Annotated in this window: 33 protein-coding genes; 7 read left to right on the forward strand and 26 right to left on the reverse strand. The window is 41.4% G+C overall.

What is annotated here, in order from left to right; genetic code table 11:
• The first annotated feature begins 195 nt into the window (after positions 1-195).
• The 3 genes from R7F07_RS17520 to R7F07_RS17530 all read left to right on the forward strand — a co-directional run bounded on the left by R7F07_RS17520 (position 196) and on the right by R7F07_RS17530 (position 5,654).
• Positions 196-1,851: a hypothetical protein gene (locus R7F07_RS17520; RefSeq protein WP_017634576.1), complete on the forward strand. Its 1,656-nt coding sequence runs from the start codon at positions 196-198 to the stop codon at positions 1,849-1,851.
• A 210-nt stretch (positions 1,852-2,061) separates the two neighbouring features.
• Positions 2,062-4,101 (forward strand): carboxylesterase family protein, encoded by a 2,040-nt coding sequence (locus R7F07_RS17525; protein ID WP_017634577.1) that lies wholly within the window; start codon positions 2,062-2,064, stop codon positions 4,099-4,101.
• Between the two features lie 101 nt (positions 4,102-4,202).
• The gene (locus tag R7F07_RS17530; protein WP_318110543.1) at positions 4,203-5,654 is read left to right on the forward strand and encodes a phospholipase D family protein; all 1,452 of its coding nucleotides are present in this window, start codon (positions 4,203-4,205) and stop codon (positions 5,652-5,654) included.
• Positions 5,655-5,712: 58 nt separating this feature from the next.
• Here the strand turns inward: R7F07_RS17530 and R7F07_RS17535 are convergent, their stop codons facing one another.
• From R7F07_RS17535 to R7F07_RS17605, 15 genes are all read right to left on the reverse strand, one after another.
• Complete coding sequence (locus R7F07_RS17535) at positions 5,713-7,371, reverse strand: autotransporter assembly complex protein TamA (RefSeq protein ID WP_216624938.1); 1,659 nt, start codon at positions 7,369-7,371, stop codon at positions 5,713-5,715.
• A 336-nt stretch (positions 7,372-7,707) separates the two neighbouring features.
• Positions 7,708-8,172, reverse strand: a complete 465-nt coding sequence (locus R7F07_RS17540; RefSeq protein ID WP_005377099.1) for a DUF2846 domain-containing protein — start codon at positions 8,170-8,172, stop codon at positions 7,708-7,710.
• A gap of 169 nt (positions 8,173-8,341) precedes the next feature.
• Positions 8,342-8,968, reverse strand: coding sequence for a LysE family translocator (locus tag R7F07_RS17545; protein ID WP_033907480.1), 627 nt, complete (start codon positions 8,966-8,968; stop codon positions 8,342-8,344).
• Between the two features lie 327 nt (positions 8,969-9,295).
• Entirely contained in the window at positions 9,296-9,922 is a 627-nt protein-coding gene (locus R7F07_RS17550) for a LysE family translocator (protein ID WP_005387183.1), read from the reverse strand.
• A 129-nt stretch (positions 9,923-10,051) separates the two neighbouring features.
• Positions 10,052-10,405: a DUF1428 domain-containing protein gene (locus R7F07_RS17555; RefSeq protein ID WP_005387184.1), complete on the reverse strand. Its 354-nt coding sequence runs from the start codon at positions 10,403-10,405 to the stop codon at positions 10,052-10,054.
• A gap of 187 nt (positions 10,406-10,592) precedes the next feature.
• Positions 10,593-11,108 (reverse strand): hypothetical protein, encoded by a 516-nt coding sequence (locus R7F07_RS17560; RefSeq protein ID WP_253820365.1) that lies wholly within the window; start codon positions 11,106-11,108, stop codon positions 10,593-10,595.
• 81 nt (positions 11,109-11,189) lie between these two features.
• Complete coding sequence (locus R7F07_RS17565; RefSeq protein ID WP_031781322.1) at positions 11,190-11,486, reverse strand: antibiotic biosynthesis monooxygenase family protein; 297 nt, start codon at positions 11,484-11,486, stop codon at positions 11,190-11,192.
• Positions 11,487-11,629: 143 nt separating this feature from the next.
• Positions 11,630-11,917 carry a putative quinol monooxygenase gene (locus R7F07_RS17570; protein WP_031781321.1) on the reverse strand — a complete coding sequence of 96 codons (288 nt, stop codon included), beginning with the start codon at positions 11,915-11,917 and terminating at the stop codon, positions 11,630-11,632.
• Positions 11,918-12,045: 128 nt separating this feature from the next.
• A complete protein-coding gene (locus R7F07_RS17575) occupies positions 12,046-12,687 on the reverse strand; it encodes an alanine--tRNA ligase-related protein (RefSeq protein WP_005377082.1) in 642 nt (213 codons plus the stop codon).
• A 142-nt stretch (positions 12,688-12,829) separates the two neighbouring features.
• A complete protein-coding gene (locus R7F07_RS17580) occupies positions 12,830-13,375 on the reverse strand; it encodes a GNAT family N-acetyltransferase (protein WP_171343270.1) in 546 nt (181 codons plus the stop codon).
• Positions 13,376-13,628: 253 nt separating this feature from the next.
• Positions 13,629-14,192 carry a sugar O-acetyltransferase gene (locus tag R7F07_RS17585; RefSeq protein WP_171343269.1) on the reverse strand — a complete coding sequence of 188 codons (564 nt, stop codon included), beginning with the start codon at positions 14,190-14,192 and terminating at the stop codon, positions 13,629-13,631.
• Positions 14,193-14,334: 142 nt separating this feature from the next.
• Complete coding sequence (locus tag R7F07_RS17590; protein ID WP_171343268.1) at positions 14,335-14,748, reverse strand: RDD family protein; 414 nt, start codon at positions 14,746-14,748, stop codon at positions 14,335-14,337.
• Positions 14,749-14,889: 141 nt separating this feature from the next.
• Complete coding sequence (locus tag R7F07_RS17595; protein WP_171343267.1) at positions 14,890-15,498, reverse strand: pyridoxamine 5'-phosphate oxidase family protein; 609 nt, start codon at positions 15,496-15,498, stop codon at positions 14,890-14,892.
• 143 nt (positions 15,499-15,641) lie between these two features.
• Positions 15,642-16,043, reverse strand: coding sequence for a DUF2007 domain-containing protein (locus tag R7F07_RS17600; RefSeq protein ID WP_054579579.1), 402 nt, complete (start codon positions 16,041-16,043; stop codon positions 15,642-15,644).
• A 103-nt stretch (positions 16,044-16,146) separates the two neighbouring features.
• Positions 16,147-16,668, reverse strand: a complete 522-nt coding sequence (locus tag R7F07_RS17605; RefSeq protein ID WP_005377075.1) for a GNAT family N-acetyltransferase — start codon at positions 16,666-16,668, stop codon at positions 16,147-16,149.
• A gap of 267 nt (positions 16,669-16,935) precedes the next feature.
• Here R7F07_RS17605 and R7F07_RS17610 point away from each other — a divergent pair, with 267 nt between their 5' ends.
• Positions 16,936-17,415, forward strand: a complete 480-nt coding sequence (locus R7F07_RS17610) for a hypothetical protein (protein ID WP_021033918.1) — start codon at positions 16,936-16,938, stop codon at positions 17,413-17,415.
• A 200-nt stretch (positions 17,416-17,615) separates the two neighbouring features.
• Here the strand turns inward: R7F07_RS17610 and R7F07_RS17615 are convergent, their stop codons facing one another.
• Both R7F07_RS17615 and R7F07_RS17620 read right to left on the reverse strand, forming a co-directional pair.
• Positions 17,616-17,822 (reverse strand): hypothetical protein, encoded by a 207-nt coding sequence (locus R7F07_RS17615; RefSeq protein WP_005377069.1) that lies wholly within the window; start codon positions 17,820-17,822, stop codon positions 17,616-17,618.
• 286 nt (positions 17,823-18,108) lie between these two features.
• A complete protein-coding gene (locus R7F07_RS17620) occupies positions 18,109-18,603 on the reverse strand; it encodes a GNAT family N-acetyltransferase (protein WP_005377068.1) in 495 nt (164 codons plus the stop codon).
• A 200-nt stretch (positions 18,604-18,803) separates the two neighbouring features.
• On the opposite strand from R7F07_RS17620, the gene R7F07_RS17625 reads away from it, so the two are divergent.
• Together R7F07_RS17625 and R7F07_RS17630 are read left to right on the forward strand one after the other, a co-directional pair.
• Positions 18,804-19,088, forward strand: coding sequence for a type II toxin-antitoxin system RelB/DinJ family antitoxin (locus R7F07_RS17625; protein WP_005487956.1), 285 nt, complete (start codon positions 18,804-18,806; stop codon positions 19,086-19,088).
• Positions 19,085-19,363 (forward strand): type II toxin-antitoxin system mRNA interferase toxin, RelE/StbE family, encoded by a 279-nt coding sequence (locus R7F07_RS17630; protein WP_005377065.1) that lies wholly within the window; start codon positions 19,085-19,087, stop codon positions 19,361-19,363. The genes R7F07_RS17625 and R7F07_RS17630 overlap by 4 nt, the downstream gene beginning before the upstream one ends.
• Before the next feature lie 150 nt (positions 19,364-19,513).
• Here R7F07_RS17630 and R7F07_RS17635 read toward each other — a convergent pair whose 3' ends face one another.
• The 9 genes from R7F07_RS17635 to R7F07_RS17680 form a co-directional block, all read right to left on the reverse strand.
• Positions 19,514-19,984, reverse strand: coding sequence for a GNAT family N-acetyltransferase (locus tag R7F07_RS17635; protein ID WP_005377057.1), 471 nt, complete (start codon positions 19,982-19,984; stop codon positions 19,514-19,516).
• 156 nt (positions 19,985-20,140) lie between these two features.
• On the reverse strand, positions 20,141-20,572 hold the full coding sequence (locus R7F07_RS17640; RefSeq protein ID WP_005377056.1) for a T6SS immunity protein Tdi1 domain-containing protein: 432 nt from the start codon (positions 20,570-20,572) through the stop codon (positions 20,141-20,143).
• A gap of 162 nt (positions 20,573-20,734) precedes the next feature.
• Complete coding sequence (locus tag R7F07_RS17645) at positions 20,735-21,343, reverse strand: hypothetical protein (protein ID WP_005377053.1); 609 nt, start codon at positions 21,341-21,343, stop codon at positions 20,735-20,737.
• Positions 21,344-22,026: 683 nt separating this feature from the next.
• Positions 22,027-22,383 (reverse strand): hypothetical protein, encoded by a 357-nt coding sequence (locus R7F07_RS17655; RefSeq protein WP_171343457.1) that lies wholly within the window; start codon positions 22,381-22,383, stop codon positions 22,027-22,029.
• Between the two features lie 155 nt (positions 22,384-22,538).
• Positions 22,539-22,940, reverse strand: coding sequence for an HIT family protein (locus tag R7F07_RS17660; protein ID WP_005377049.1), 402 nt, complete (start codon positions 22,938-22,940; stop codon positions 22,539-22,541).
• Positions 22,941-23,079: 139 nt separating this feature from the next.
• The gene (locus tag R7F07_RS17665; RefSeq protein ID WP_017633714.1) at positions 23,080-23,358 is read right to left on the reverse strand and encodes a hypothetical protein; all 279 of its coding nucleotides are present in this window, start codon (positions 23,356-23,358) and stop codon (positions 23,080-23,082) included.
• Between the two features lie 211 nt (positions 23,359-23,569).
• Entirely contained in the window at positions 23,570-24,529 is a 960-nt protein-coding gene (locus R7F07_RS17670) for a phosphotransferase (protein ID WP_033907124.1), read from the reverse strand.
• 142 nt (positions 24,530-24,671) lie between these two features.
• Positions 24,672-25,220 (reverse strand): hypothetical protein, encoded by a 549-nt coding sequence (locus tag R7F07_RS17675; RefSeq protein ID WP_132937399.1) that lies wholly within the window; start codon positions 25,218-25,220, stop codon positions 24,672-24,674.
• Between the two features lie 191 nt (positions 25,221-25,411).
• Positions 25,412-25,726, reverse strand: a complete 315-nt coding sequence (locus tag R7F07_RS17680; protein ID WP_171343458.1) for a hypothetical protein — start codon at positions 25,724-25,726, stop codon at positions 25,412-25,414.
• Positions 25,727-25,916: 190 nt separating this feature from the next.
• Between R7F07_RS17680 and R7F07_RS17685 the strand changes: the two genes are divergently transcribed.
• Positions 25,917-26,128 (forward strand): type II toxin-antitoxin system Phd/YefM family antitoxin (locus R7F07_RS17685; protein ID WP_318110544.1); only part of this gene is annotated, 212 nt, incomplete at its 3' end.

A 26,128-nucleotide genomic window follows, 5' to 3' on the forward strand; every position in this document is an offset into this window, starting at 1 on the left:
TATCCATCAAAAGCGATTAACGGTATTTCTCTTCACCTCATAAAATCCTCTCATTGATTCACGAAATGCAATCGAAAACTCTGCATTCACAACGTCAATCACAGCAAACACATCTATTTAACTGAACAAGAAGTTCAGTGACACATTAACTGTCTGAGTCTCGAAGGTTTGAGACTATTCAGAGTGGAAACTGTCATGAGTTTTTTTGAATTACGCGCCGGCAAGACGTCTTCTCTTACTGTGCTCGCGAGCGCACTAATGCTTACTACCCCCACTTTTGGCTTCGCCGCTGAAGAGACGACGACCTACAACGAAGTAATCGAGCAAGGCCGAGCACTGTTCGACAAATACGGTATCAGTCATGATTTACCAAAACTGGCCATCAGCTCTCTAGTTCAAGGCGAGCATTTGGTCGAGCATGCCCACCGAAGTGTTAAAATCGGTGATAGCGTTCGCGATTCGTCCGTCTACTTGGTTAAGAACACCGATAACAAAGGCAACATTGATCTGCGTATCAAGTACAACCCTGAACAACTCGATGAAAATGAAAAAGTACTTGATGAGATCGAAGCTTTCACACGAACAGAATACCGCCTTCGAAACTACGCGGAGAGTTTTGATCCGTCATCAGTAAGAGCCAAAGAGGATCAGAATGGTAATGTGATCATCAGTTTTAATTACTCAAAATACGGTCTTCCTCAAGATATCGCCTACTTCCGCTTTTTAAGCGTTGATATTGAGTTGGTTAATGGTGAACCGAAACGTATGGTCATTACCAACGATAAACCGTTCACACATCACAACTACCAAGTGGATTCTTACGATCAAGAGATCCTCTTCCAGAAATTAACATCAGGCAAAATTGCGATTGCCAGTAAAAACACCAAGATAGTTGGTTCAAAGAAAAATAAACCACTCGAAATGATGAGCAGCGTAAAACCGGTAGCGATTTATGAAGATAAGATTGGCGTGCAAGTACTAGACGAAAAACGCTTGAATGAGGTCTCTGATCCACGCATGCAAGAAGCCAGTGTTAAGCTAGACCGAGTTTTTCCTTTAATGGGTGATATGGTTCGTCGTCAAGGTATCGATTTGCCTCTGCCGTTTGGTGTGTCGCTAGCGTATCGAAATCAAGATATGAATATTCCATTTAATGATTTCACGATTGAAGGCATCGGCCTTAATGAACTGTTTGATCCAGAAGACAGTGTCGGCATCGTCAGTGCTGAGAGCATGACGCTTCGTGGCGATGTAAACATCCTGCCATTTTGGAATGTATTTGGTTACATCGGAAAAGTTAATGTCGATGCCAATGTTGATGCCGCCTACACGGGTGAAGGTGGCCAGTACATAAAAGATAAGCTGAACGATAAACTGCCAGGATTAGGTGATAAGTTTTGCGATGGTTTATCTGCACTTTGTAGTCGCGGACGCTTAGACGTGCCGCTGCATTTGGAATATGACCTTCGTGGTATAGGTACAACCCTTTCGGTTGGCTATAGAGAATTCTTTGCTTCTGTCACTGGTACCTATTCGCAAACTCGCTTAAAGGGCTTAGATGATTGGGGCGATGGTATTGTTACTGTACAGCCGATGTTGGGTTATCAACTTGTCGATTATCGCACGCAGTTCTTTGTCGGAGCAGAATATCAAGGACTGGACGCTCGAATGGACGGGCATGTAAAAAGTGGTGATATCGAATTCGATTACGACATTGGTGTAGATCTTAATCAATGGGCGTTTTTGACTGGTTTCAATAAGCAAATCGGCAAAAACTACAACCTGACCTTTCTCTATAACAAAGGGGAAACTCGAGAGTCAGTAACCTTAAATCTTGGTTACCGTTTCTAGCTCTCATAAAGAGCCGGCCCCTAGACGATGGTAGGACTGCATCCTACAAAGGCGATTACTGAAACTGTCGCCGATGTCCTACCATTTGAGCCATCAATACAACAAGCCATCCAACCATTCACGGATTAATGCCAAAGCGTCAGGACGTCGCTTGTTAGATGCCGTTTAACATTTTCGGTGCACGCACCAAATGACTTTTTGGACATAACAATGACTTTACTCAATCGCTCAACTTTAGCCATTACCATCACTCTTGCCTTAGCAGCTTGCAGTGATGACTCAAGTAAACCTAGCGTTCCTAACGGCCCGAAGCCACTACAACCCTTACCACCAGAGCAAATCGCTTTGGAAATTGGCGATGCAACCATTCAAGCGACCAAAGAGTCCCTCGTCATCACGCCTCTTGATGCGGATGAAAAACTGGCAGCGGTAGAGGCGTTCAAAGGTATCCAATTTGCGCAAGCAGACCGCTTTCAGCACAGCATTGCGGTCCCACTTGAAGGCGATATTGATGCGACTCAGTTCGGTGATGCGTGCCCGCAGTTAAAAACCACGGCACAAACGCAATCAGAAGATTGTTTGAACCTAAACATTTGGCGACCAGCAGGGACAGAAGCGTACGCAGATTTGCCAGTGTATGTCTTTATTCACGGTGGAGACTTTGAATACGGCGCGGGCTCAGAACCGCTGATTCATGGTGATATGGTGGTTGCACAAGGTGCTGACGATGGTAACCCGTTTATTGCAGTTACTTTTAACTATCGCTTGGGCTTGTTGGGCAGTGTTTGGGTCGATGGTTTGGACAACCCAGAGGGCGGTAACTTTGGCCTAGGCGATCAAAAACACGCGCTTGAATGGGTTCAACAAAACATAGAGGCATTCGGCGGCAATCCGCAAAACGTGACACTCATGGGTCAAGGTGCGGGTGCCATGTCTGTGGGAATTTTACAGCAATCAAAAGGCGATGCTGCAATCGCAGGTGAGCACTTTCAACGTGCCATCATGCAAAGCAACGCTTACGGCTTTGAATATAAAAGTTACGATGTTGCCAAGAGCCAAAGACCAGAGCAAAGCGTTGAAGATCTTGCGTTACTGCCACTTGAAGAGGTTATGAAGGTACAGAGCGAGATGCTTGACCCTATTCAACGTCTTAAGAACTGGGTACTGACCGCCGCGAATATTCCGGTTATAAGCCCAACACGCGACAACAGCCCATTAGCTACGTTGATGCCATTTTCGCCTTACATCGAGCATCGCCCACCAGCGTTTCTAGTGAAAGAAGTACCGGGCTATCACTTTACTGAACAAGCGATTGAGAGTGAATGGATCGTACCGACGGTAATTGGCTCAAACAGTGCAGAAAGCAATACTCTGGGCATGCTGCCGAGCCTGACATTTTTGATCCCAACTATTATTGAAATCTTGGGCCAAGAAGCGCCAGAAATCATTGAAAGTGGTGACGAAACCTTAATCGTCGAATACATGGTTGAGTGGCTAGAATCGGAAACGAACTTAAACCGTTTACGTGCTGAATATCGTTCATTACTCAGCGATTCAGCTTCAATTGAACTCGATCTTTCTGACTTATTTGAACTGCTACCTAGCACCGCTTATGAGGCGATGACTAAGTTGTTCTTCGGTTTGGGGAACTCCGATTCAACCACGGAGTTACTTGCTCTGACTGACTTCTTCCCTAACGATGAAAGCGAACTGAATGGCGCGGCCAAAAACATGCAGCAATTCAAAACCACGTTGCATGATTTGCTCTTCACGGGTCCAAACCGTCATAAAGTTTCAACTGAAGAAGCAACAGGAGCGACGCCAAGCTTCTACTACTTTGACTACAAACCCGGATTCAACGTATGGACTTACAACACCAAAGGTGAAAATGGCGATCTTGACGTTGGTGATTTACTCAAGAGCATCAGTTGTATTGTGGGCGCTTGTAATGCATCGGAATTACCATTTGTGTTTAACAAGGCATTGAAGCTTGATGGTTCAAGTGTTCGCCCGGGTAGCAAAGACAAAGCAATGATGAACGAGCTCTCTCGTATGTGGTTTAGCGAACGTTTATTTGAAGACTTCCAATACAACAGCGCGACTGACCGAGTATTGCTGATCGATAACGATGGCGGTATTCAATCCACACAAGATTGGGACAATGCTCATCACTCAGGCATCGATCCAAAACTGCGCCAAGGTCGCCTCAACGGTCTCGAGGAACTTGGGCTGATTCTGAGTCACATGTAACGTTATCTTCAGTTACTAAAAACTCGTTACCAAATACCTAAAAGCCAGTTCACTGGTTTTTTTCATCCTTATTCCTTGAACATCATTAGGAAGGTTTACTCATGTTTCCTAACGCCCTTCGTGCCCTGCTACTCTTTATCTTCAGCGCACTATTGGTTGGCTGTGCCCAGCCCTACCCGCAAGTTGAACCGGATTTTGAAGCCAATTGGCAAACTACTCAGCATCAAGCCGAAGTTTACTTAATTCCTACCGCTCCAGAAGCCTTTGCGCGTCGCGTTGAACTGGTTAGAAATGCTCAGCAAAGCATCGATATGACTTATTTTTCTTGGGAGAGTGACGCGCTTGGTTTGATGCTACTCAATGAACTCAAGCAAGCAGCAGATCGAGGCGTGCAAATTCGACTCACTCTCGATGATCTATTGGTTTTTAACGAGAAATGGCTTGCTGATCTCAGCGCTCACGACAACATTCAAATTCGTTTATTCAATCCGTTTGATTCACGTAAGTCAGGTTGGATTGGTCGCGCCGTCAACTTCTCTACTCATCAGCAAGGTTTGGACAATCGTCTACACGAGAAGTACTTCAACGTCGACCATCAATGGATGATTCTAGGTGGACGTAACATTGGCGACGACTATTTTGGTTACAGCCGCAAAGCCAACTTCTTTGATATGGATGTCTTGTTCAAAGGCAGCATTATTCGAGCGTTCGACCAGAACTACCAACAACTTTGGGACAGCGAGCATGTCACGCCAATAGAAAACATCGTTAACGTTACCCCAAACTATTCCGCGTTTACTAAAGCGCTTAATAAAGGTGAGAAAGACAAAAGCATCATTCTGGCTGAAGTTGAAAAACAGGTTAAACACCTGACCAGTCCCGACTTCATCGCTGCGCAAGTCACCCCCGTTTTCGACTCATTAAACAAGTTAGAAAACAACAAACCCTACTTTAGAAAACGGGCAGAACACCAAGTTTGGCAACAAATAACCTCTGCATCCAAAGCAGTGATATCAACGCCTTATGTGGTACCAAGTGATGGTGAGTTTGCCTTTATTGATACCTTGATGGAGCAAAAAGCGGACATCACGTTAATGACAAACTCGTCTGCCTCTAATGATTCTGGCTTTATTCCGGCTTATTACGAGGAGCATCGCCAAACCTTGTTGGATAAGGGCGTTCATATACTTGAGTACAAAAACCAAGCGAAAAATGATGACCATTACTTCCATGCGGATACTTATTATCACAACAAGACGGTGATACTCGATGATCGGCTAACTTATATCGGCTCATCAAACTTCGACCCAAGATCGGATTTTCTCAATGTGGAATTTGGTGTGTTGGCCCAAAGCGAAGCCTTTGCAGAGCATGTCATGCACTACTTAACTCGACAACAAGATGAACTGTTTTGGCGAGTATCTCGAGATGGACAAGGCCAAACTCAGTGGCAATCAATGAATGAGATCCATACTAAGAATCCAAACTATGGTGGATGGCATAAGGCACCTAACTGGATATTCAAGAAACTGAATGGTGAGTTCGAACTGTAAACAATCAAGGCTTAAAAAGGCTCTCTATCTGCAAGGATGAGAGCCTTTTTAATGCCCGCTAAAACTGCGTGCCTAGCGAAAAGTGAACGCGGAATTGGTCTCCTTGCGGAGCATCTAAACCGTAAGCAAAATCCACTTTGACGGGTACGTATTTTGAGCTCCATATCAAACTCAACCCTGTACCGCTTTTCCAATCCACCCTATCGTTGAAGGCATCACCGACATCATAAAATGCCCCAAGCCACAATTGTCGGTAGACCTGATATTGATATTCCAGCCCAGCAGTAAACATGTAACGAGCACCGGTTAAATCGCCATTTTCATCTCTCGGAGAGATGGATTCATAACCATAACCACGAAGATTGCCATCACCTCCCGCAAAGAAACGTAATGATGATGGAATATCGCTCAAAGTGTCAGCGACATTAATACCGACATTGGAACGAAAGTGAAATTTGTGTTTTTCACTAATATCCCAAGACAGCACACTGTTGCCTTCAATACGCAGCAAACGAGAATCGGAGAAAAAATTAGGGTCTGAGTATTCCAATGAGTAAACGTGACGGTGCTTTACTTCTAATTGATCGTTCTTGCGATCAAGTAGTGAAAATGTCACCCCCGGTAATAACAACTGTGATTCGTTATTCTCCGAAGCTTGTCGATAACTTTCTTGCAAATAACGAACGTGCATGGTGCTTTGCCAATCACTGTCTAACTGCCAGTGCTTTTCAAACGATAAATCATTAGAAAAACTCGATGTATCTCGATAGTCGACATGCTTAGATTCAAACTGAATCCCGTAGTAATCCGTTAGAACATTTTGTGTGGGAATTTTGTAACCTAGTAATAGCGATTGTTCCGGTTTGGAAGCGTACGCTTGTGCCTCAAAACTGTGCCCACTTGCGTTATACCAAGGCTTGGTCCAGTTTAGCGAAGCGCGTAATCCCAAGTCTGTCGAATACCCTCCGCCGACTTGCACAATATTGCGTGAATTCGGCTCTGCGAGCACTTCTATCGGAACCTTATAGCCATCGGATATCGCCTCGAAATCCGCTTTCACAATCACACTGCGAAACCAATCAGTACTGGAGAGATCGGCCTGATATTGACTCAATTTCAAAGTATCAAAATCGTCGCCCCGCTCAAATGTTCTCATCGCTTCTATTCGAGCCGTTTCGATACCCGATGTAAGAACAGACAGCTCTCCAAATTGGTAGCGAGAACCACTAGAGAAATGCAGATTCACATGGGCTTCATTCAAACTTGGAATGACTTCCAAAGACGATTCGATAAAACGTCCATCTAAATAACCTTTTTGCTGAGCCAATGAAATCAAGTTTCGCTTTAGCGTGTCGTACTCAGAATGAAGCAACGGCTGCCCTTGTTTAAGTTGAGCTTGATTGATTAGTTCGATGAAATCCTGATCGTTACTGGCCTCTCCCGACACAGCAATATTAGATTTTTTGACCAACATAACCTCCCCCGCGTCAACCTCAAGCGTGATGAGATCATTCTCTGATCTCTGAACATTGAGCTCGGAATGATAGTAGCCATAAGGGTTTAACGCATTATTAACCATCTGCGTTAGTCGATTTGAGGTAATGTTTGAAACAGAGAGTTTCGTTAGTGGTGTAAGGTGACTTTCAAGATTTTTCTCTAATATTGGTGTTAGCCCTTTGATTTTAAATTGCGCTCCGAGTGCATGATGTAAAGGCATAGAAGCTAAAACTGATATACCTATTATTTGTTTAATGAGAGGAGACACACCGCTACCTAGTTTAGCAATACACTCGACAAGGTTAATGATGGAATGGCATATCAGTTAATCGCGTTTGTAGGATTGCTCCCTACGAAATCCTCTCGAAAATTCACGTTTCACAAGTAGATTCTTTGAACAATAAGTGGGCTCAAGCTAAGAGGTGGCAAATCATGCGGTCTGAAATAGGTATACTGTTTGCCAAAAATACAAAACCCAACGCTGAATGGATCTCATCAAGCGTTGGGTTACATTGATAATGTGTTTTTTAATCTAAAAAGCGGTCTGTTTGTAAAACTAGATCGAAGAACAGTTTCCTTTTTCTGCCATGTCGACTTTTAGTACTTCTGCTTTACCTTTGCTTTCGTCTACGAGTTCTACGCCCGCACCACCAACAAATACACCCATTTTAATGTATTGATTAACGAAATAATTACGGCCCTCTTCCGTTAAGATAGTTAAGTGATTTTCAGAAAACTCAGACTCTGTACTTACTTGATGTTCTTTATTGCCTTCGACCTCATGGTAGAAGAATACACCAGGAGCGGTTTCACCAATACATTCCCCATCGACGTAAACATACTTTTTAAGCGCTGCTCCGACAAAAGCATCTTCTCGGTAAATGTAAATCCCTGCGTTCCCCTTTTGAGGTGCTTCAAATGATTTCATTTGATTTGATACTGTCGAATCAACAGTAGGAACAGAAGCACAACCTGACAAACCCAAAAGGAATGCGGAACACAGAATTACTTTATTTTTCATGTTATTAACCTAGCTACGATAAAATCGCGCCAACCATACTATAAATAAATACGTTCACTTATTGGTATTTTTGAAATTTGTGATTCAACCTATGCAATAGCACTCATTTAGCGTATAGATTGAGCAAACATTAGCCATATAATAATCACGAGAATAAAATGCCCTGTATCTAACGATCACTAAATGCCACTTTACTCGCTAGACTGATAAGTAGAATACCTGAAACACCTTCAAGAGTTCTTGAATAACGCTGAGAGTGTGGACGACTAAATACCCAATTACCCACAGAGGCGTACAAAACGTTACATGTCGTCGCAAGTACGCTGAACAGCAAGCCAAGTACTAATAATTGCATTGATGTTGAGCTTGCAGACGTATCAATAAATTGAGGCAGAAACGAGAGAAAGAATAGCGCTACTTTTGGATTCAAGACGCTGACGATAACCCCCTGAACAAACACATTTTTATTATTATCAACATTTTTGTTTTCAACGATTTTACTTTCTCCACGCCACATAGACAGTAATGACTGAACACCTAAATAAACTAGGTAAGCGGCCCCTAACCATTTAACAACGCTAAAAGCCAAAGATGAACTCAGAATTATTGCTGACAAACCTAAACATGCCGCTAGTGTATGAAAAAAGTAACCAATACCAAGCCCCAGAGCCGCTTTCAGCCCAGCAGATAATTTACCTTTCATTGTATTGGAAACAATATAAATTACATCAGGTCCAGGAATCATGTTGATAGCGAGACAAGCGACAACAAATAATAATAGTGAGTTTGAATCCATTCTTTTCTCCAAATTAACGTCTTGCGGGATAACATTTCATCGAACTACAAGTAATGCAACGTCCAGGTTTCAATTGGTTATATTTAGTATTAACAACACGTTACTAATACTACAGCACTGCGCGAAGAGCACAATCATGAACAGTGATACGAATTAAATTATGGGCCTTTGTTAGCCCTTTGAATGATAATATTTAGCATCGTTTGGTTGTAAGCTTTTTCTAGCCAGCAGCTCTTATGGAAGTTAACAAATCGGCTACTTAGTATACTTAATAGACCGTCAAATCAGATAGATTATCTATTCTTATTTCTTCAAGCCTTTTTTGCTTCATTTTCCTGCCTCACTAAGCAGCAACTTAATACTTGCCACACCAAAAAATAACGCGAACACGCCTTCAAAAACTGCTTTGAATCTGAGATAGGTTTGCCTGACCTTTTTATACGCGAAAAGAAAAGCATAGCCAAAGAAAACCAAAGCACTAACCAGCCCTACAACAAAAATGACCGACAACAATTCCAACGGACTGGCCGTAGGAGGAACCCCTATCGAATAAAGCGCACCAAAAAACAGAATAGCCTTTGGGTTAGTTAAGTGAATTAACACTCCGGTTAAGTAGTTACCCTTCTCTGTCGTTACGTATGTTTTGGGTAACTTTAGTTGCTCGATGTTGCAGGCAGAATGTACGGACTTTAAAGCCAAATATAAAAGATAAAATGCCCCACAATATCTAAGAATTTCAAAAAGCCAAACATTGCTATAGAGTATGGTTGCGAGACCAAAAGCGGCTGAGGTTGACCAAAATAAAGACCCCGTTAAAACACCTGCAGCCAAATACCCACCAAAGCGCCGACCGTGGTTCATTGACGTGCCTGCTATCGCAAGAGTTGCAGGTCCGGGGCTAGCGATGGCAGCGATAGCTGATACGACAATCAGTGAATAATTTATCTCTTCCATTTTTACTCTAAGCCTCCAAATGGAGTTTTATCAACACTTATCGCAGAATAGTCTATTGAACGTACATCAGAAGCGTAATACTGATTAAAACACCAAGTATCACGAATCGAGTTGAGATTATTTGGTATTTTACTGCTCCAAAATAACATCAAATCCGCCATAAATGAGACGCTTTCCATCAAAGGGCATTGGGTTATTGTCTGGACTCATTCGAGGATCACCCATGATCCGCAGCCACCCTGAGTCTCGAACTTCTTTTGAAGGCCAGACTACCCACGAAAACACAACGGTTTCGTTGCTTTCAGCGTTAACTGCCATGGGAAATGATGTGATCTCACCATCTGGTACTTCACTCCCCCACGTCTCAACAACCTTTAAGGCCCCAAACTCCCTGAACATTTCTGCTGCTATTTTTGCGTGTGCGATATACTTTTCTTTATTCGCTGTCGGCACTGCAGCGACAAACCCATCAATGTATGACATAAGTAAACTCCTTTCATTGGAGTTATAACCATAGCTCAATAAAAAGAATGCACATGATGCCAAACCATAGAAGCAGGTAAGTAATACAACTTGAGAGCTACATTCCTAGCTTGGACTTTATATGCATATTTGAAAGGTATGTGTTTGGATCAAGCTTGGTTAGCATATTTATAATCTCCAAAACACTCTAATACTCAATACGTTCCTCTTCAGCATGCCCGATCCCACCTATTGTAAAGTGAGTAAAGCGGTAATCACGATAAACGTTTTGCAGCTGGCTAGAAATATCTTTGAGTAATCTTTTACTGAGGGCGAATGCAGGGTATTCACTACTTTCTGAAAGCTCTGCTGTAGAGCCAATAGATACAATATTGCATTTATCGTTAAGTGAACCTAAAGCGTTAAGCTCATTGACTAAATTAAGATACCCAATCGGACCAACATTCATAAACTCAATCAGTTCGTTTGTTGTCAATTCTGAAGACTCTCCCCACATCGACGCCAAATAAACTATGATGTCAAACTCTACACCTTTGAAGCACGTATAATCTGGTTTTTTACCGGGATCAACGTCAATACAAACAGAGGCGACTCCCCCCTCAACTAGCTTTGATCTAGAAATCGCATAAATTTCTGTACCCTGTAAGTTCGTAGCCAAGAACCTTCCTAGCCCTTTACTACCTCCAACGATTAAAATCTGCATAACCCTATTCCTTGATTAAGGTTGTCTTTCATATTGTCCGTCAAACTGTTCATTAGGCATCACTTTAACGTTTCTATTGCCCTACTTAGTTCTATCTTCAATTTCATCGAATGGTTCAACTGAAATACGCTCTGCAATTTCACTCATCTTCTTCATTTTTTCTGGGTTACTAGTTCCCCAAAACCGCTCCCAGTCTTCACGTGTTCGCCACTTGGCAATAGTTAAAACCTTTTCCGGTACATCGTAAGAACGAAGCATAAAACTACCAAGCGCCCCATCTACTGACTCATGAATTGAATCTGTCGTCGAACGCCATATATTTTGAAACTCATCCATTTTTTCACTTGGCACACGCCATTCATACACAACTCTAAACATAACACTTCCATTAAAATTTCTAGATTTAATACGGCAAAGTATCAAGAACACTAAGCCAGGTTAATAGATGAATAAAGCAACATAGTAGAGCGTAGAGCAATCTAAAAAACAAAGCGTAAACGCTCTAAATCACTCCGATTCGATTAGTCATGCACACATTCAAAGATTTCGTATTGCCGTTTAACATTGGCTGTTACTTTTCCCCAATGTGAGGCTTGAACTCTTTCCTGATGTTGTTTAAAAGAGGCTTTGTCGACGAACTCCTCATAGACATCAAAACGAAACGGATTAGTCGAGCTTTGAGTCACAAGAAAAGTAAGGCAGCCCGACTCTTCTAACGTGAGCCTTTTGTGAATTATTAACGCATGTTTTACTAATTCTAAATCCTTTTCCGGAACTAAAATAAAGCCTTTCAATGTTACTTTCGACATATCATCCTCTCGCCCCTGTTAAGAAGTAGCCAACACGCCCTCAATCTCAACCATCATATCGCAAATGTGAATCTCACCATGAATTAAAATGCCACGTGTTAGGAATCTATTTCTAATGCCCTATCGACTTACGAGCATAAGGTTATCTCTACCCTTTCTTTGCCTTTACCGATGTTCTTGCGTTTTAATTGAATTTGGCCGACTTCTGATGTGCGCTTTAAGTGAGTGCCACCGCAAGGCACTTGCGCAAACCCATCCACTCTCCAATACCTTCTTTCACTCTCTTGATCGGAAAAGTCACTAATAATAACTGAATCAGAGTTAATCAAATCTTGCACATCAGTTTCAATTTCTTTCAATAGCGGGCCAATACTTTCAGACCACTCGAAATCTATGCGACTCTTATTTTCAGAAATATGCGCGCCTATCTTAACAATGCCTTCCCGACGCTGATAAAACATCTCGAGCACCACTTCAGCCGCAAAGTGTAGCTTCATTAAGGCGTATCTACGCTTCCAATCAATATTCGTAGTTACAATGTCACCAAGAGTAAAATTTGGAGAGGATTCCAATGTGTAAATAAGTCGAACACCTAACTTTTGAGCAATCAAAACCGGAATACCATTAATCGTTCCTTTATCACTCTCTTGGCCTCCAGACTCTGCAAAGAAGATAGTCTGGTCCAATTCAACCTTATTTCCGTCTACATTGGTCACTCTTGAGTTAAGTTCTGTTTGGTAGGGATTAACCCAAAACAATTTCTCGCTCATGCTGCTATCCTTGCAGTAAGTCCTATCCGTGATAGTACATTCTGTGACCACCAAGTCAATTCAAGAAACCTCGCCGTCAAGTGTAAGGCTGTGTATTGAGTACGAGCAGGCTAGATCTATTAGATGCTTTTAAGGCCGGGTACTAAACGCTGTCCAGGGGTTTAGCTAACAACCCGTAAATTGCTGAATCTGAGACTACTCCATTCACTTCCCAACGCTGCCTTAGGAAACCTTCTTTTATAAAACCTAACCGTTCCAAGACTTTACCTGAAGAAGTATTGTCTGGATCTATCTCAGCCTCGATTCGACGTAGATTCAGTGTTTTGAATGCGTGTTCGATTAATGCAGTTCCCGCCTCTAATACAATGCCTTTACCCCAGAAATTACGACTCACGCCAAAGCCAATTTCTGCGCGCCTAGACTCTTTCACGTGATTAAACAGCATTATCTTACCCAGAAGTTGGCCATTGCTCTTTAGGAAGATGCCTAGTGTCACTTCTGTATTGCTATTCATGGCCTGTGTACTCTTGGCTATAAATGTCTGCGCTTCTTCAATTGAAACCCAAGGGCCAGTGTTCCAATATTTCATGACCTCATGGTCTGAGAAGATGTCAAACAATTCGCTTGCATCATCTTCAACTAGCTCTCTTAGAATTAATCGTTCCGTTTCAATCTTTGTTACTAACATTTTGGAGCCAGCCTTTTGGTTTGTTATTGGTGACGAAAATACAATAAAAATGTGAGACACGTAATACAAATGATTTCGTATGAGACTTTTAAACAAGCTCAACGCACGGTAAAAGCGCCACGTGTCACGATTCTATATTGAAGAAAATTTTAGACATTCAAGTGCGTCAACAAGTAACCGCTGAACGCATCAAAGCTTGGAGTGAGTTGATCATAAGTCCTAAACTCAGGCTCAAAATAGTCCATATACTTTATTATCGCTTAGTGACGATTTCCTTCAGTACTCTGGCTGGGTTGCCACCAACAACGACATTGTCTCCAAAACTCTTTGTAACGACTGCGCCAGAGGCTACCACCACGTTGTTCCCAAGTGTTACGCCAGGGTTGATTACGGCATGGCCACCTATCCAACAATTGTCACCAATGTTTATGGGCTTTGCTAGCTCTAAACCACTGTTCCTCTCGATAGGATCTAAGGGATGAGTCGCAGTATAAATTCCAACTTGAGGCCCAAGTAAACAGTTATCACCAAACTTAACTTCCGCAACATCCAAAATCACACAACCAAAATTAGCGTAGAAATTATCTCCAACGTGAATGTTGGATCCGTAGTCGCAATTGAAAGAAGATTCAACATGAATATCGTCACCTGTTGTGCCGAACAAGCGCTTAGTTATTTGAACTCGCTTTTGTTTATGCTCAACAGACGTGGCATTCAATTTTTCAGTTAGTAACCTAGCGCTCAACCTTAACTTTAATAACTCTTCATCACTTGGGTCATAAAGCTCACCTGCTAACATTTTCTCTTTTTCTAACATAAAACTTGGACTCCAATACCAATTTTCTTACAACGCTACATTAAGTATGTGAGTAACGCTACCACCTAAACGAGGTTATTTCACCACGAAAACAAAGCCCAACTTGAACCCAAGTCCTCAGCGCTATCAATTTTTCAACAAGTTAGTGAACTACCACCACCGTTCTCACTAACTTATCACCGAGCCGTTGCCTCTTTTTACCAAGAATGAAAATTGAGTCAATAAAACCGAAGAATGGAGTAATAACATTTCGAAAGAGCGACTGAAAAATATTGCACTTTTTACCCGTTCTTGCACTTATAACTGCAATGCCCAAAAGTTTTTTACCCACACTTTGACCATTTGGTAAACAATCAGAAAAAAGGTAATACGATACAGTCGCAGTTACTGCTATAGCGCGCACAAGCTCTTTTTCAATACCGATTTCTAAGCCGCCCCATAAAACGAGAGTAAAAATGCTAAAACTGACAAAAAGATCAATCATTTGTCCAACACACCTAACTCCCGGACTAGCCAAAACGTAATTTTCTAGAGTAAATTTTCCTGCATTTTTCATTTTAAAATTTGGACTAACAATTGTTTATTTGTGAACTAACGCTATTGAGACAGTAACATCCCCACTAAACCTAATCCATACTTCCGCATAGTACGGTCGAACCTGATTTTTCTATCTTTTCAATATATTACCACGCTCGTTCTAAAGGCTAGATTGGTAATATTTCAACATCTCTTCTTGATTAAGCGCTTTACTTTCTAACTTTTGTTGATCTTTAAAGACTTGAGCTAATGAAGGGAGAATTGAGCGATTTACTTTATAGTCATCAGACCAAAGTTTCCCTCTCATCACCGCTTTCGCACAATGAAAGTACATACTCTCTATGACTATTTTGATAACAACCTTAGGATCTTTACTTCCATCGGGGCAAGCAGATATCAAGTTGGAGTCGGTGTGAATACTTGCGATTCCTTTAATACGGAGCACTTCATCAATACCATTTACCATCAATAACAACCCTACCTTGGGGTTACTAATGATATTTTTTAGACTATCTATACGATTGTTCCCCGAGCTATCAGGGAGCAATAATGTTGATTCATCTAAAACTTTTACGAAGCCAGGCTCTCCTCCTTTAGGAGAAAGATCGATATACCCTTGTGAATCAACGGTACTTAGAACTGCAAAATGGCAATTATTAATTAATGTAATCGCATGAACATCCAGCACAGGCAGCGCTTTATTTTTAGCTCTCGCACTTGGCTCTGCGTAAATTTCTTTTAACTGCTCTATTGTTTTAACTTCACTCATTCAATGTTATTCCTTCACTATCGTATAATGCTTTGCTTGTAAGCAAGCAGTAACTCTGACTTCTTGTATAGGCACTAGACATAACTCATCGTAAAAATACTACGAGTACAAATGTTCTCTTTAATGCCTTGTTATCTAAAGATTTAAAGTTTTTCACTAAACTCTCCACACTGCTTACACTTATAGCCATGCTTGTAAAAAAACAGTGGAAAACCCAGTAAAATAAAAACTAAGAAAGCTGGGCGTTTACCTTTTGTAAATGCAAATAGATCTTTACTACCACATTTAGGGCAAACGTCTTTTTCTTCATCAACGTCAACTTCATTTCCCAATGATTCTGAGAAATCGCTACTAAGTATTTGTTTCGCATCTTCTGCATCACTTTCGTCCACCATCAGACGGACGCCGCCAATTGCATTTGAATAAAGCCACTGAGTATTTACCGTGTGCTCGTCAGCGATGTAACTTTCTATTCCGACACTATCTAGGCTTGCTCTCGCAATATGAGCTTCATGAGGAAAAGAAAACCTTGCTACTACAATCACATATTACTCCTGTGGGAAAACGCTCTCGTAACGTATAAGAAACGCTAATTGGAAATGCTATGTGTAGTATTTCTTTTTGAACAACTTATTAGCCCACTACAGACTAGTACATATACCCTAACCAATCTATATGGCCAACAGCCCAAGTTTTGCCGCTGATAGGTTTAACATATAAATCATCTAGTTGCTCTACAGCAACACCGTAATTTTTATGTTCATGAACGCGCAACCAAGAACTTAGAGAGTTAAGGCGCTGATAACCATTAGCCACATAAAAACGCTCCAAATCGGAGACTAAAATGATGAAGTCGACATCTTTAGTGGACGCATACTCGCTGAGTTGAGACAACATTGTTGTGCCAATACCTTGTCTTTGAACTTTGCTCTCGACACAAAAGTCACTCACACCTAATACTTTATAAATTTCATCACCAACGCGAACAACTCTGTAGTCTAATCCCATGTAACCAACTAACTGATCACCTTCGTAATTCAGAACTCTCATATGCGGGAGTTGCTTATAGTAAGAGCGAGTAACTTGGTGTTCAGGAAACGACTGGTTTCTAAGAGCTTCAATTGCATTATGCTGCGCTTTAGATAATTCGATTTCTGGGTAAATATCCATATTTGACCTTTGAGTATTAATGACCTTTTGGTTACGATCCCTGTCGTTGAGTTTAACTCCGAGCGTGTCCTAACCTTGTGGGACATTGACAAATAACATAGAGTTTCTCAAAACACTACTTACAACATTTTTACTGCAAACCAATCGAAGTTGCTTTAGAACAAACACTACTTCATAGCAATGCCTACGGACCAAGCATTTGCAGCTTCTTACCCACACCCTATTCCGCCATCTGGAATTATTTTAATTACACAACGTGGGTACTCAATGTTGGTAAAAGCATTTACCGATGATTTTTCATGGCAAGTCCAAGAACAATTGGCAGATGCATATTTCGAAGCACAGAGAGTACTATCATCGGCGGAGCAACTATTAAACCAAGCTAATTTGCTAGTTCAACATGACCAACGAATTAACAACTTAGAAAAGGCTCAGTTAAATACACAAGCTCACATTTCTAGAACAAATGCCGAAGTTACAAAAGCCAATCAAAAAGCCGACGATGCATTTAAAGCGGCAAATGCTGCATTAGAGCATAAATTTGGAGATAAGGATTACTACACAGTTATCGCTTATTGTAACTCTAAAAATATCCCAATCATTCTGACCTTAGCAAAAGCTAAAGGTTTGGAAGCTAGAGCTTACACCCAAAAAATTGGAGGTAAGATCAATAAAGTTCCTGATGAACGTTGGGGACAAGTAAATGCGTATCATATTGCAGTTTTAGACCACGTTTTTAAACAGTGATTTATATCGGGAGTCCTCTGCTGAGGGCTCCAATTCCCCGTAATAAGGCTAACGCCCAGCTAAGGGGTGAGCAACGCAATACAAAAGCCGCCGCAAGCCGCCTTAATCACTAAAATCAACGCATGGTGAAAATGACACGCGTTGCGAATCCCTCTTGAACAGTTTGTTATGTGCGTACTTACGTTATGCACCAAACTGTTTTATACGCTTAGCGCCAATAAAAACTGATACTTACTTTGTTGAAGTAAGTCTAAATGGCGCTCAAACATGGGTACGCCATTGGATAAAGAAAGGGGGTAGACGAGTCCATTACCGACATACACCCCAACGTGTGCTCCGTATGAGTCAGTAGAGTCGTTGTACATCATGATATCTAGCGGCTTAAACTCAGTGACCACCTCACTCATCCCAACATTCACTAGAACGGTAGTTAGGTGGATTTAGACCGAAGTCTCTGAGCAGGTTATAAGCAAAGACCTGACAGTTAGCTCCAAGCGTTAAGTCTGAATCATCTTTGCAACCCGGAATGCGGGATGCGGGATGAAACGTATCTTACATTTTTGAATCTGTCGGGAATATCCATTTCCATTTTCTCCCAAAGCACATAACGCCGCATTAAGGTGTGAGCGGCGCTTGGCTATACTTGAGCGAAGCGAAACTGCCAAGCGTTGCGAATCACTCTTGAATGCTTTGTTATGTGCGTGCTAAACGGTAGCGCCTTACCGTACCCTCAATCTCATCTGTGTAGTTACCGAGGTATTCACCACCACAGTTTTCGATGACCTTTTGAGATGCGGGATTGTCAATTGAGCAAGTAACAATAACTGAATCAGTGACAACATGGTCTCGCACCCAAGAAAGCAGAAATGAGGCTACACCTTTACCACGAGCTGACGGTCTAGTTTCGTAGCCAATATGACCAATGACATTTTCTACGTTGGCATTAGTACCTTTGCGAACTCGGACTGCACCTAAAATTTCGGAGTTCGATACACAGTAGTAAGTTGTGCTAGGTAAATATCCCTTTGGTAACTCAGAGATTGCCTTTGAACGTTCGACCAAACCTGACAAATAAGCTGTCGGATCTTGCTCCACACCCGAATATTTTGGAATACCCGATTCTAGGCATTCTTTCGCATAACTCGCTAATATTGGGGCCAAATCAGGGTTGGCCTCTATCACTTCCATGTCAATTTTCCTCATAAGCACATAACGCCCAATTAAGGTGTGAGGCACGCAATACGATGCCCCCGCATACCACCTTATTCACTTAAACCAACGCATAGTAAAAATGCCACGCGTGCCGAATCACTCTTAAATTGTTTGTTAGTTGCCCATCTCAAAGCCTAGTGCTAACATTTGTACACACACCAACAAAGGAATAAATCATGGACACTAGAATTCAATTTCGTGTTGATGAAGAAACAAAACGCCTAGCTCAACAAATGGCTGAGAGCCAAGGTCGCACTCTGAGTGACGCATGCCGTGAACTTACTGAGCAACTTGCTGAACAACAAAGAAAAACATTGTCTCACGATGCATGGCTAACTGAACAAGTAAATCTAGCATTTGAGAAGTTTGACTCAGGAAAGTCCGTTTTCGTTGAGCACCAAAATGCTAAATCTCGAATGGAAGAGCGCAAAGCCAGAATCCGTAATCGAGGTAAGCAATGATTTTATGGGAAGAAGAGTCACTTAATGATCGTGAAAAGATCTTCGAGTTTCTCTATGACTTCAACCCTGATGCGGCAGAAAAAACTGACAACCTCATTGAAGCAAAAGTAGAAAACTTGCTTGAACAACCTTTAATGGGCGTACAACGAGATGGTATCCGCGGACGATTACTCATTATTCCTGAGATTTCGATGATTATCTCTTACTGGGTCGAGGGAGATATCATCCGAGTTATGCGTGTACTCCACCAGAAACAAAAATTCCCTACGGATTGATTGCTTCCTCTGGGGAACTAACGCCTTGTTAAGGTGTGAGGCACGCAATACCTAAGCTTCCGCATACCACCTTAACCACTAGAACTAACGCATAGTAAAAATGCCACGCGTGCCGAATCACTCTTGAACAATTTGTTATGTAGCCGACTTTCAGGTTAGTGCTTTCTGTCCAATTTGGATCTTGGGCTCAATACCAGCTTTGCGATACAAAGCTAGAGCTGATTCATTGAAAGAATATACTTCTAACCACAGCTCTTCTCCGCCGTTAGAAATAGCCCTTTCCTCAAATGCCTCTATTAGCGCCACTCCAACACCTTGACTCCTAAAGCATGAATCCACAACAATCTGTTCAACGTTTGCGATCTTTCGCTCTTTGAGCGTCCAAGACTTACGAACCCATAGCTCACCAAAAACAAAACCTACTAACTGCCCTTTGCTTTCGGCTACCAGAAAAATCGAGCTTTCACTTTTGATTATCTTGTGTAGGTCTATTTTTTGTTCAATTTCTTCCGGTGACAAAAAGTCATCAGGTAAATTTGCTTGATGATACTCATTAAGCTGAAACTGTAGTTTCTTGATAACACTGATATCTTCAATGCGAGCTTGCCGAATATTTAACATATATAAATCCTTTTAACTTACCGTCCTCTCGCGGCTACATAACGCCCTGCTAAGGGGTGAGCAACGCAATACCGAAGCCGCCGCATACCACCTTAACCACTAAATTCAACGCATAGTAAAAATGCCACGCGTTGCGAATCACTCTTAAACAGTTTGTTATGTGTTTGCGTGCTGAAGTTGAAAATGCAACTGAGACATTAGTGATTGATATACTTTCATAGTAAATACTTGCAAATTTTCCATACAAAACTCACCACCAATAACTGGATGCAGATTCCAACCTAAGCATTCGTCTTGTTTTGGTTGTAGCCCGTGTTCGAGCGCCAAGTCATACCAACTAGTTAAAAAGACATTATCACACCAATCTTGTGATTTATTCATTTTATTGTACTCATGAAAGTCCGAAGCAATTGTTTCATAGGTACCATCTAAAACCGATAACAATGAAATTGAGCCATCCACTTCACCAAATAGCCAGTCACCCATGATGGTTAGATACAAAGGTTTCCCTGTAGGATTAAGCAACCATTTCCACTGAGGTAACAAGGTATCTATTTCTACGTCCGAGACTTCCCAAATAAACTGCATTTTTATCTTTCTCACTCTGTTTAGAAACCCATTGACACATAACGCTCTGTTAAGTGGTGAGCAACGCATTACCGAAGCCATCGCACACCACCCTAATCACTAAAATCAACGCATAGTAAAAATGCCACGCGTTGCGAATCCCTCTTAAACAGTTTGTTATGTTTATTTACCCCGAATTTTTGGGCCAAAGAATAATTCTACTTTCTCTACCGACTTGAATATTTTTTGGCTGAATTCGTCATCATCTGAAACGAAATACACAACCTTATCATTTTCAATAACTCGCTCAGGATTATTATCAACTGTTGCCCCTGGACCAGCATAAGCGCCTTTCATCCAGAAATGTAGCCAAATAGCACCTCTTAAATCTCCAATACGTTGTTGAATTTCGTTAAAACAGTTATGAGCGCTATCTGACCATATTGCTTTTGTTTCAAGACGTATTGTTTGTAGTTCTGCCCACTTCTCATAAAGCAAAGTCATACGTTCATTATATATTCGCTGCTCCTCTTCAAGACGACGTCCGACCTCGACCTCTTCTTTACTCAGATACAACATTGGATTTCTGACAGCTTGAAGGGCTTGCTGAACTTCATAAGTCTTGAAAACTGCTTTTTTAGCGAGCTCATATTCGCTGGTACCTCGCAGCTGCCGTCTCCAAGTGAATAAACCAAATGTGCCAATAATAAGTGCACCGACGGTACCTAATATTGAAAATACATCCTTGGTTAAGGACCAGTCTATTTCACTTATAGTTATGCATAGATTCAATACACTCTCCTAATAAACATAACGCCCAGTTAAGGGGTGAAGCACGCAATACCAATGTTACCGCATGGTACTTCAACACCAAAATCAACGCATACCAAAAATGCCACGCGTGCTGAATCCCACTTGAACTGTTTGTTAGCACGCTGCCCTTTAAGCCTTTGACACACGCCAAGACATTGAAATATAGCACGAAATTTATGGCTTAAAACACCAAAACGAAACGGACAGCTGCCAAACTAAAAACAAACTTCAAGACGTAAGTTGGCTTGAAGAAAAACATGCGAAACTACCCTATTTCGCAGTAATAAAATTTGCAAAGGATTCGATCATCGGACTTCAACAACCACGACAAATAGCCAAATTTAAGGCAGGAAATCAACCGCATCAAAGAAACCGCGCCAGTGAAATAGTCCGAAAGTTAGAAACCGTAAACGACAAACTCAAAGCGAAAACAACTCATATAGTGCCACCGGAGCGAACCTGAAAGGCACATTTGCTTAGGTGCAAAGCGAGGAAAAGAAACCAATAAAAACAGAAACTTTTAGCCTTTGATGTCAACCCAGTGCTAACGCTTTGCTAAGGTGTGAGCAACGCAATACCATTGTAACCGCATTACACCTTAATCACATAAGCCAATGCATAGTAAAAATGCCATGCGTTGCGAATCACTCTTAAGCAACTTGTTAATGTTCTTTGAGCGCATGAATAGTAGATTTGATTGCTTTTATCATATGCTCTGAACGAGGGTCGCTTTGGTTACCATATTCAAACAACATAAGTTCCAAAACAGGAACTGACGCAAAAGCAAAATCTTTATAGCTCTGAAGTAGATAAATAGCTGCAATTTGCTGAACCATTTTTATTGTCTGACGATTTCCATCAATGCCAGAAGCTAGCAACACCATCTGATGAAATGCTTCATAATGTTTTTGCTGCTGTTCTCTATTTCGCTGATCGATCCATTTAATCAATCCAATCACAAACGAAATTGCCGCTCCACATAAAGTAATAAGAGAAACATATTTTAGTAACTCGTCCAATTCTTTCCCCTTGAACACTAACGCCTTGTTAAGGTGTGAGGCACGCAATACCGAAGCTTCCGCATACCACCTTAACCGCTAAAACCAACGCATAGTCAAAATGCCACGCGTGCCGAATCACTCTTGAACAATTTGTTAGCTTACTTTTTCAACGCTCATAGATCTTTAAGTGATTCTCTAAGTTTATCCATAGGTTGAATTCCAAGTTCACTACTAACCCAACCATACTGGTCGCCATGGAACCGAGGGAAAATATGCAAATGGTAATGGTCGAGCTCGTTGAAATGAGGTGCCTCTCCGTTGTTTTGCATAAAGCCGATACCATCGGGATTGAACTTAGCTTCTATACGCTTATATAAATCTCTTGCGACGTCGGTGATCTCTAAAAACACAGACTCGGGCAAGTCGATGAAAGTACGATATTGAGTCTTAGGACAAATTAAAATATGTCCAAAGTTGATTGGGTCATGGTCTGCAAAAGCTATAACTTTGTCAGATTCGTACACGATGACCGAGTCAATTTCACGATTAACAATTTGTTCGACTATCGTGGTCATCTAAACTCCTATCAAAGTATGCTAACGCCCTGTTAAGGGGTGAGCAACGCAATACAAAAGCCGCCGCATACCACCTTAAACACTAAAACCAACGTGTAGTGAAAATGCCACGCGTTGCGAATCCCTCTTGAACAGTTTGTTAGGCGACATTTCTACGTTTAACTTCTTTCTCATACGAAGATTCGTTGTATAACCAGATAGCCCAAAATGTGAAAAACATCCCGATCGTGTAAATTGAGTAATTAAGAGCATTATCCGATAAGAAAATCGTAATGCTTGCCGCATTAGAAGATGGGTAAAGGAAAGTAACATTAAAAATCATGTACAAAATGGCTGTGACGAAAGTGGTTCTAAAAAGCCAATTTAAACATCCTTTCTTTCGAGATTTTTGCCAATTATCAAATGCTTTACCATTCATTAATCCACTCCTTTTCTGTTAACTGAAGCTAGATTCACGCCAAGATACTACCCACTAGTCTATCGTTTGTCTCATGTCGCCTAACGCCCTGTTAAGGTGTGAGCAACGTAATACCGATGCTACCGCATACCACCTTAAACACTAAAACCAACGCATAGTAAAAAATGCCACGCGTTGCGAATCACTCTTAAACAGATTGTTATGTACCGCCTCAAAACAAGGCACTTTCAATTTGGAACCACTGCTCCATAAAAGGGATAAAGTCCCTTTGAGGTATGAACTTCTGTGCCGCTGTATTATTTTTTAAAAATACTTCCTCCAAAGCCCACACATGGTGGTCGGCGTAAACAGCCCACGCCTTTGCTCCATCGTGAAGCTCTAATCGGGATAGAGGCTTGACAGACAGATAGCCTTTTAATAAAGCTAATGACCTATGAAGCTCCAAATCGAACATATACATGCATGCTCTCGCCAACTCATAACCAGGAGGCATGTTTTGCACTAAATCCCAGTCGATCACATCGCTTACTGTGCAATTAGAATCAAAAAAGACATTGAAATGATGAAAGTCGCCGTGGATTAATTGCCTGCTTGTTAACGGGGTATATGAGTGCGTAGCTTCTGAGCTAGCTAGATAATCACGCTGTTGTTTTACTCTTCGTAGCACCGAGTTATTCATATCAAATTCACTATTTGTTTCAATAGCAGCGACTATTTTTTGTAGTCTATCGACCCAAGCACTTTTATCCCAAGAAAGCTCAATTGTTGGAAAGTCGTTTCCAACCTCGGAAGCGAGTTGAACATGCAGGTCAGCAAGGGCTTTTCCCAACTGAAAAGCATGAAACTCAGACAGAGCACTTTTTTCGATTAACGTTCCTTTTGCTTCAGGAAATAGAGCATAAAACTCATCACCTATTTTACAAAAGGAGTGGTGATCGCGCGTCAAAACAGGGGCAATTATAGTATTCAAATTTTGCGATAACTTTCTCAGCAGCTCATGTTCTAACTTGATCTTAGCAACATTGCGAACACTATATTTTCTAAGATAATAAGTCTCTGAGGATTGGATACGAAAAACATGATTCGTCGCACCAGCTGATTGACGTTTTATACTAGCGCCAGCACCAATCTGACTCCAGTTTTCACCAACCTTACGAACAAAATCACTCATAATCCCAGTTACCCCTTAGGTACATAACGCTGCGTTAAGTGGTGAACAACGCAACCACCCAACCTAAACTATTGTGCCGTAAACACTAAAGCCGATTCAAACCAAAACTGCCAAGCGTTGTGAATCCGTCTTAAACGCTTTGTTATGCGTTTTTTACCGCGTCAAAAAGACTTCTTTCACTATCTGACAAAGGGACTTCAGTCCATTTGGGTGCTATTGCATTTTTGTATTCTTTTGGAAGCTCATCTATTAAGCAATATAACCATGCTAACTTGAGTTCTTCTCTACTCATTTCATTCACAAACTGTGCTATTAATTTGCGTTCAACTTTAAGAAGACTGCGCTTCCATTGAGCCATCTCATTTAAGTTTGAGTTCTTTAAAATGTCATCAACTGTTGCCTTTCCATCTCTGGTTAGCTGTGAAACAGCATTAGGCCACAGCCATTTTAAAAACTCATACCCCTTGTTTGTGTAACCACCGCTATGAGCAGATTTATAGGTTCTCATCAATCGCACATGATCTTCGATTGTATATTTAGTCTTGCCACTCCTATGCTGCCAAATCGTATATATGACACCATAAAGGGCTATTAAAACAGCAGCTGTACCAGCAGAAAATGACCCCAAATTTGCCCAAGATGAAGCATCATCAGGAACTCCGAACTTAGATAGGTAAGTACCGAATGTCATAAGAATTATCGAAAGTAGTACAGCTATATGTTTGAACAATTTATTTTATCCTCTGATACGCATAACGCCCTGTTAAGGGGTGAGTAACGCAATACCGAAGCCACCGCACACCACCTTAATCACTTAAACTAACGCATAGTGAAAGTGCCACGCGTTGCGAATCCCTCTTGAACAGTTTGTTATACAAATGGTTAATTGGATTCTGCGGTCTCTTTAAAGACTAGGTTAAGAGGTTTAGCTAAAGAGTAAATCCACAAACCAAATGCTACAAAGCACCACATAAACAACGCTAGGAAAAAACTAAATATTGGCCACATTGCTAATGCTAGTAACAGACCTGATACACCCGTTACTGGTGTTTCTTCCCACTTTACAGTCTCCGCACCAAATATGGATGCGATGCCACACATTAAAAAGAAAACAAAGAAGCTTAAGCTAAAGCCGATAAAAAGCATTTTGAAAAGAGACCTTTTCGATATTTTCTTAACTGTAATTTCCATTTTCATCCCTGTATTTGTATAACGCCTTGCTAAGGTGTGAGCAACGCAATACCTATGCCTCCGCATAATACCTTAAACACATAAACCGACGCATAGTAAAAATGCCACGCGTTGCGAATCACTCTTAAGCAACTTGTTATACCGCTTTGTTGAGGCTAAAATGACCAACATAAAGACCACTTAAGAGACCGATTATATGACCACTAGAATTTTAGCCGATGTTGCTGCAAGCATTACCGAATTGAAAGCTAACCCTATGAAAGTTGCAACTAGTGCTTATGGCGAACCTGTTGCAGTATTAAACCGAAATGAGCCAGCATTTTATTGCGTACCTGCCGAAGCGTACGAAATGATGATGGACAGACTCGAAGATCTTGAACTACTAGCTATCGCTAAAGAGCGTGAATC

Source organism: Vibrio sp. YT-16 (assembly GCF_033337405.1).
Lineage (GTDB): Bacteria > Pseudomonadota > Gammaproteobacteria > Enterobacterales > Vibrionaceae > Vibrio > Vibrio alginolyticus.

Coding starts and splice junctions, on each gene's coding strand:
- R7F07_RS17520 (WP_017634576.1), top strand. CDS start 196: ATGAGTTTTTTTGAATTACGCGCCGGCAAGACGTCTTCTCTTACTGTG.
- R7F07_RS17525 (WP_017634577.1), top strand. CDS start 2,062: ATGACTTTACTCAATCGCTCAACTTTAGCCATTACCATCACTCTTGCC.
- R7F07_RS17530 (WP_318110543.1), top strand. CDS start 4,203: ATGTTTCCTAACGCCCTTCGTGCCCTGCTACTCTTTATCTTCAGCGCA.
- R7F07_RS17535 (WP_216624938.1), bottom strand. CDS start 7,371: ATGCCTTTACATCATGCACTCGGAGCGCAATTTAAAATCAAAGGGCTA.
- R7F07_RS17540 (WP_005377099.1), bottom strand. CDS start 8,172: ATGAAAAATAAAGTAATTCTGTGTTCCGCATTCCTTTTGGGTTTGTCA.
- R7F07_RS17545 (WP_033907480.1), bottom strand. CDS start 8,968: ATGGATTCAAACTCACTATTATTATTTGTTGTCGCTTGTCTCGCTATC.
- R7F07_RS17550 (WP_005387183.1), bottom strand. CDS start 9,922: ATGGAAGAGATAAATTATTCACTGATTGTCGTATCAGCTATCGCTGCC.
- R7F07_RS17555 (WP_005387184.1), bottom strand. CDS start 10,405: ATGTCATACATTGATGGGTTTGTCGCTGCAGTGCCGACAGCGAATAAA.
- R7F07_RS17560 (WP_253820365.1), bottom strand. CDS start 11,108: ATGCAGATTTTAATCGTTGGAGGTAGTAAAGGGCTAGGAAGGTTCTTG.
- R7F07_RS17565 (WP_031781322.1), bottom strand. CDS start 11,486: ATGTTTAGAGTTGTGTATGAATGGCGTGTGCCAAGTGAAAAAATGGAT.
- R7F07_RS17570 (WP_031781321.1), bottom strand. CDS start 11,917: ATGTCGAAAGTAACATTGAAAGGCTTTATTTTAGTTCCGGAAAAGGAT.
- R7F07_RS17575 (WP_005377082.1), bottom strand. CDS start 12,687: ATGAGCGAGAAATTGTTTTGGGTTAATCCCTACCAAACAGAACTTAAC.
- R7F07_RS17580 (WP_171343270.1), bottom strand. CDS start 13,375: ATGTTAGTAACAAAGATTGAAACGGAACGATTAATTCTAAGAGAGCTA.
- R7F07_RS17585 (WP_171343269.1), bottom strand. CDS start 14,192: ATGTTAGAAAAAGAGAAAATGTTAGCAGGTGAGCTTTATGACCCAAGT.
- R7F07_RS17590 (WP_171343268.1), bottom strand. CDS start 14,748: ATGAAAAATGCAGGAAAATTTACTCTAGAAAATTACGTTTTGGCTAGT.
- R7F07_RS17595 (WP_171343267.1), bottom strand. CDS start 15,498: ATGAGTGAAGTTAAAACAATAGAGCAGTTAAAAGAAATTTACGCAGAG.
- R7F07_RS17605 (WP_005377075.1), bottom strand. CDS start 16,668: ATGGATATTTACCCAGAAATCGAATTATCTAAAGCGCAGCATAATGCA.
- R7F07_RS17610 (WP_021033918.1), top strand. CDS start 16,936: ATGTTGGTAAAAGCATTTACCGATGATTTTTCATGGCAAGTCCAAGAA.
- R7F07_RS17615 (WP_005377069.1), bottom strand. CDS start 17,822: ATGAGTGAGGTGGTCACTGAGTTTAAGCCGCTAGATATCATGATGTAC.
- R7F07_RS17620 (WP_005377068.1), bottom strand. CDS start 18,603: ATGGAAGTGATAGAGGCCAACCCTGATTTGGCCCCAATATTAGCGAGT.
- R7F07_RS17625 (WP_005487956.1), top strand. CDS start 18,804: ATGGACACTAGAATTCAATTTCGTGTTGATGAAGAAACAAAACGCCTA.
- R7F07_RS17630 (WP_005377065.1), top strand. CDS start 19,085: ATGATTTTATGGGAAGAAGAGTCACTTAATGATCGTGAAAAGATCTTC.
- R7F07_RS17635 (WP_005377057.1), bottom strand. CDS start 19,984: ATGTTAAATATTCGGCAAGCTCGCATTGAAGATATCAGTGTTATCAAG.
- R7F07_RS17640 (WP_005377056.1), bottom strand. CDS start 20,572: ATGCAGTTTATTTGGGAAGTCTCGGACGTAGAAATAGATACCTTGTTA.
- R7F07_RS17660 (WP_005377049.1), bottom strand. CDS start 22,940: ATGACCACGATAGTCGAACAAATTGTTAATCGTGAAATTGACTCGGTC.
- R7F07_RS17665 (WP_017633714.1), bottom strand. CDS start 23,358: ATGAATGGTAAAGCATTTGATAATTGGCAAAAATCTCGAAAGAAAGGA.
- R7F07_RS17670 (WP_033907124.1), bottom strand. CDS start 24,529: ATGAGTGATTTTGTTCGTAAGGTTGGTGAAAACTGGAGTCAGATTGGT.
- R7F07_RS17675 (WP_132937399.1), bottom strand. CDS start 25,220: ATGACATTCGGTACTTACCTATCTAAGTTCGGAGTTCCTGATGATGCT.
- R7F07_RS17680 (WP_171343458.1), bottom strand. CDS start 25,726: ATGAAAATGGAAATTACAGTTAAGAAAATATCGAAAAGGTCTCTTTTC.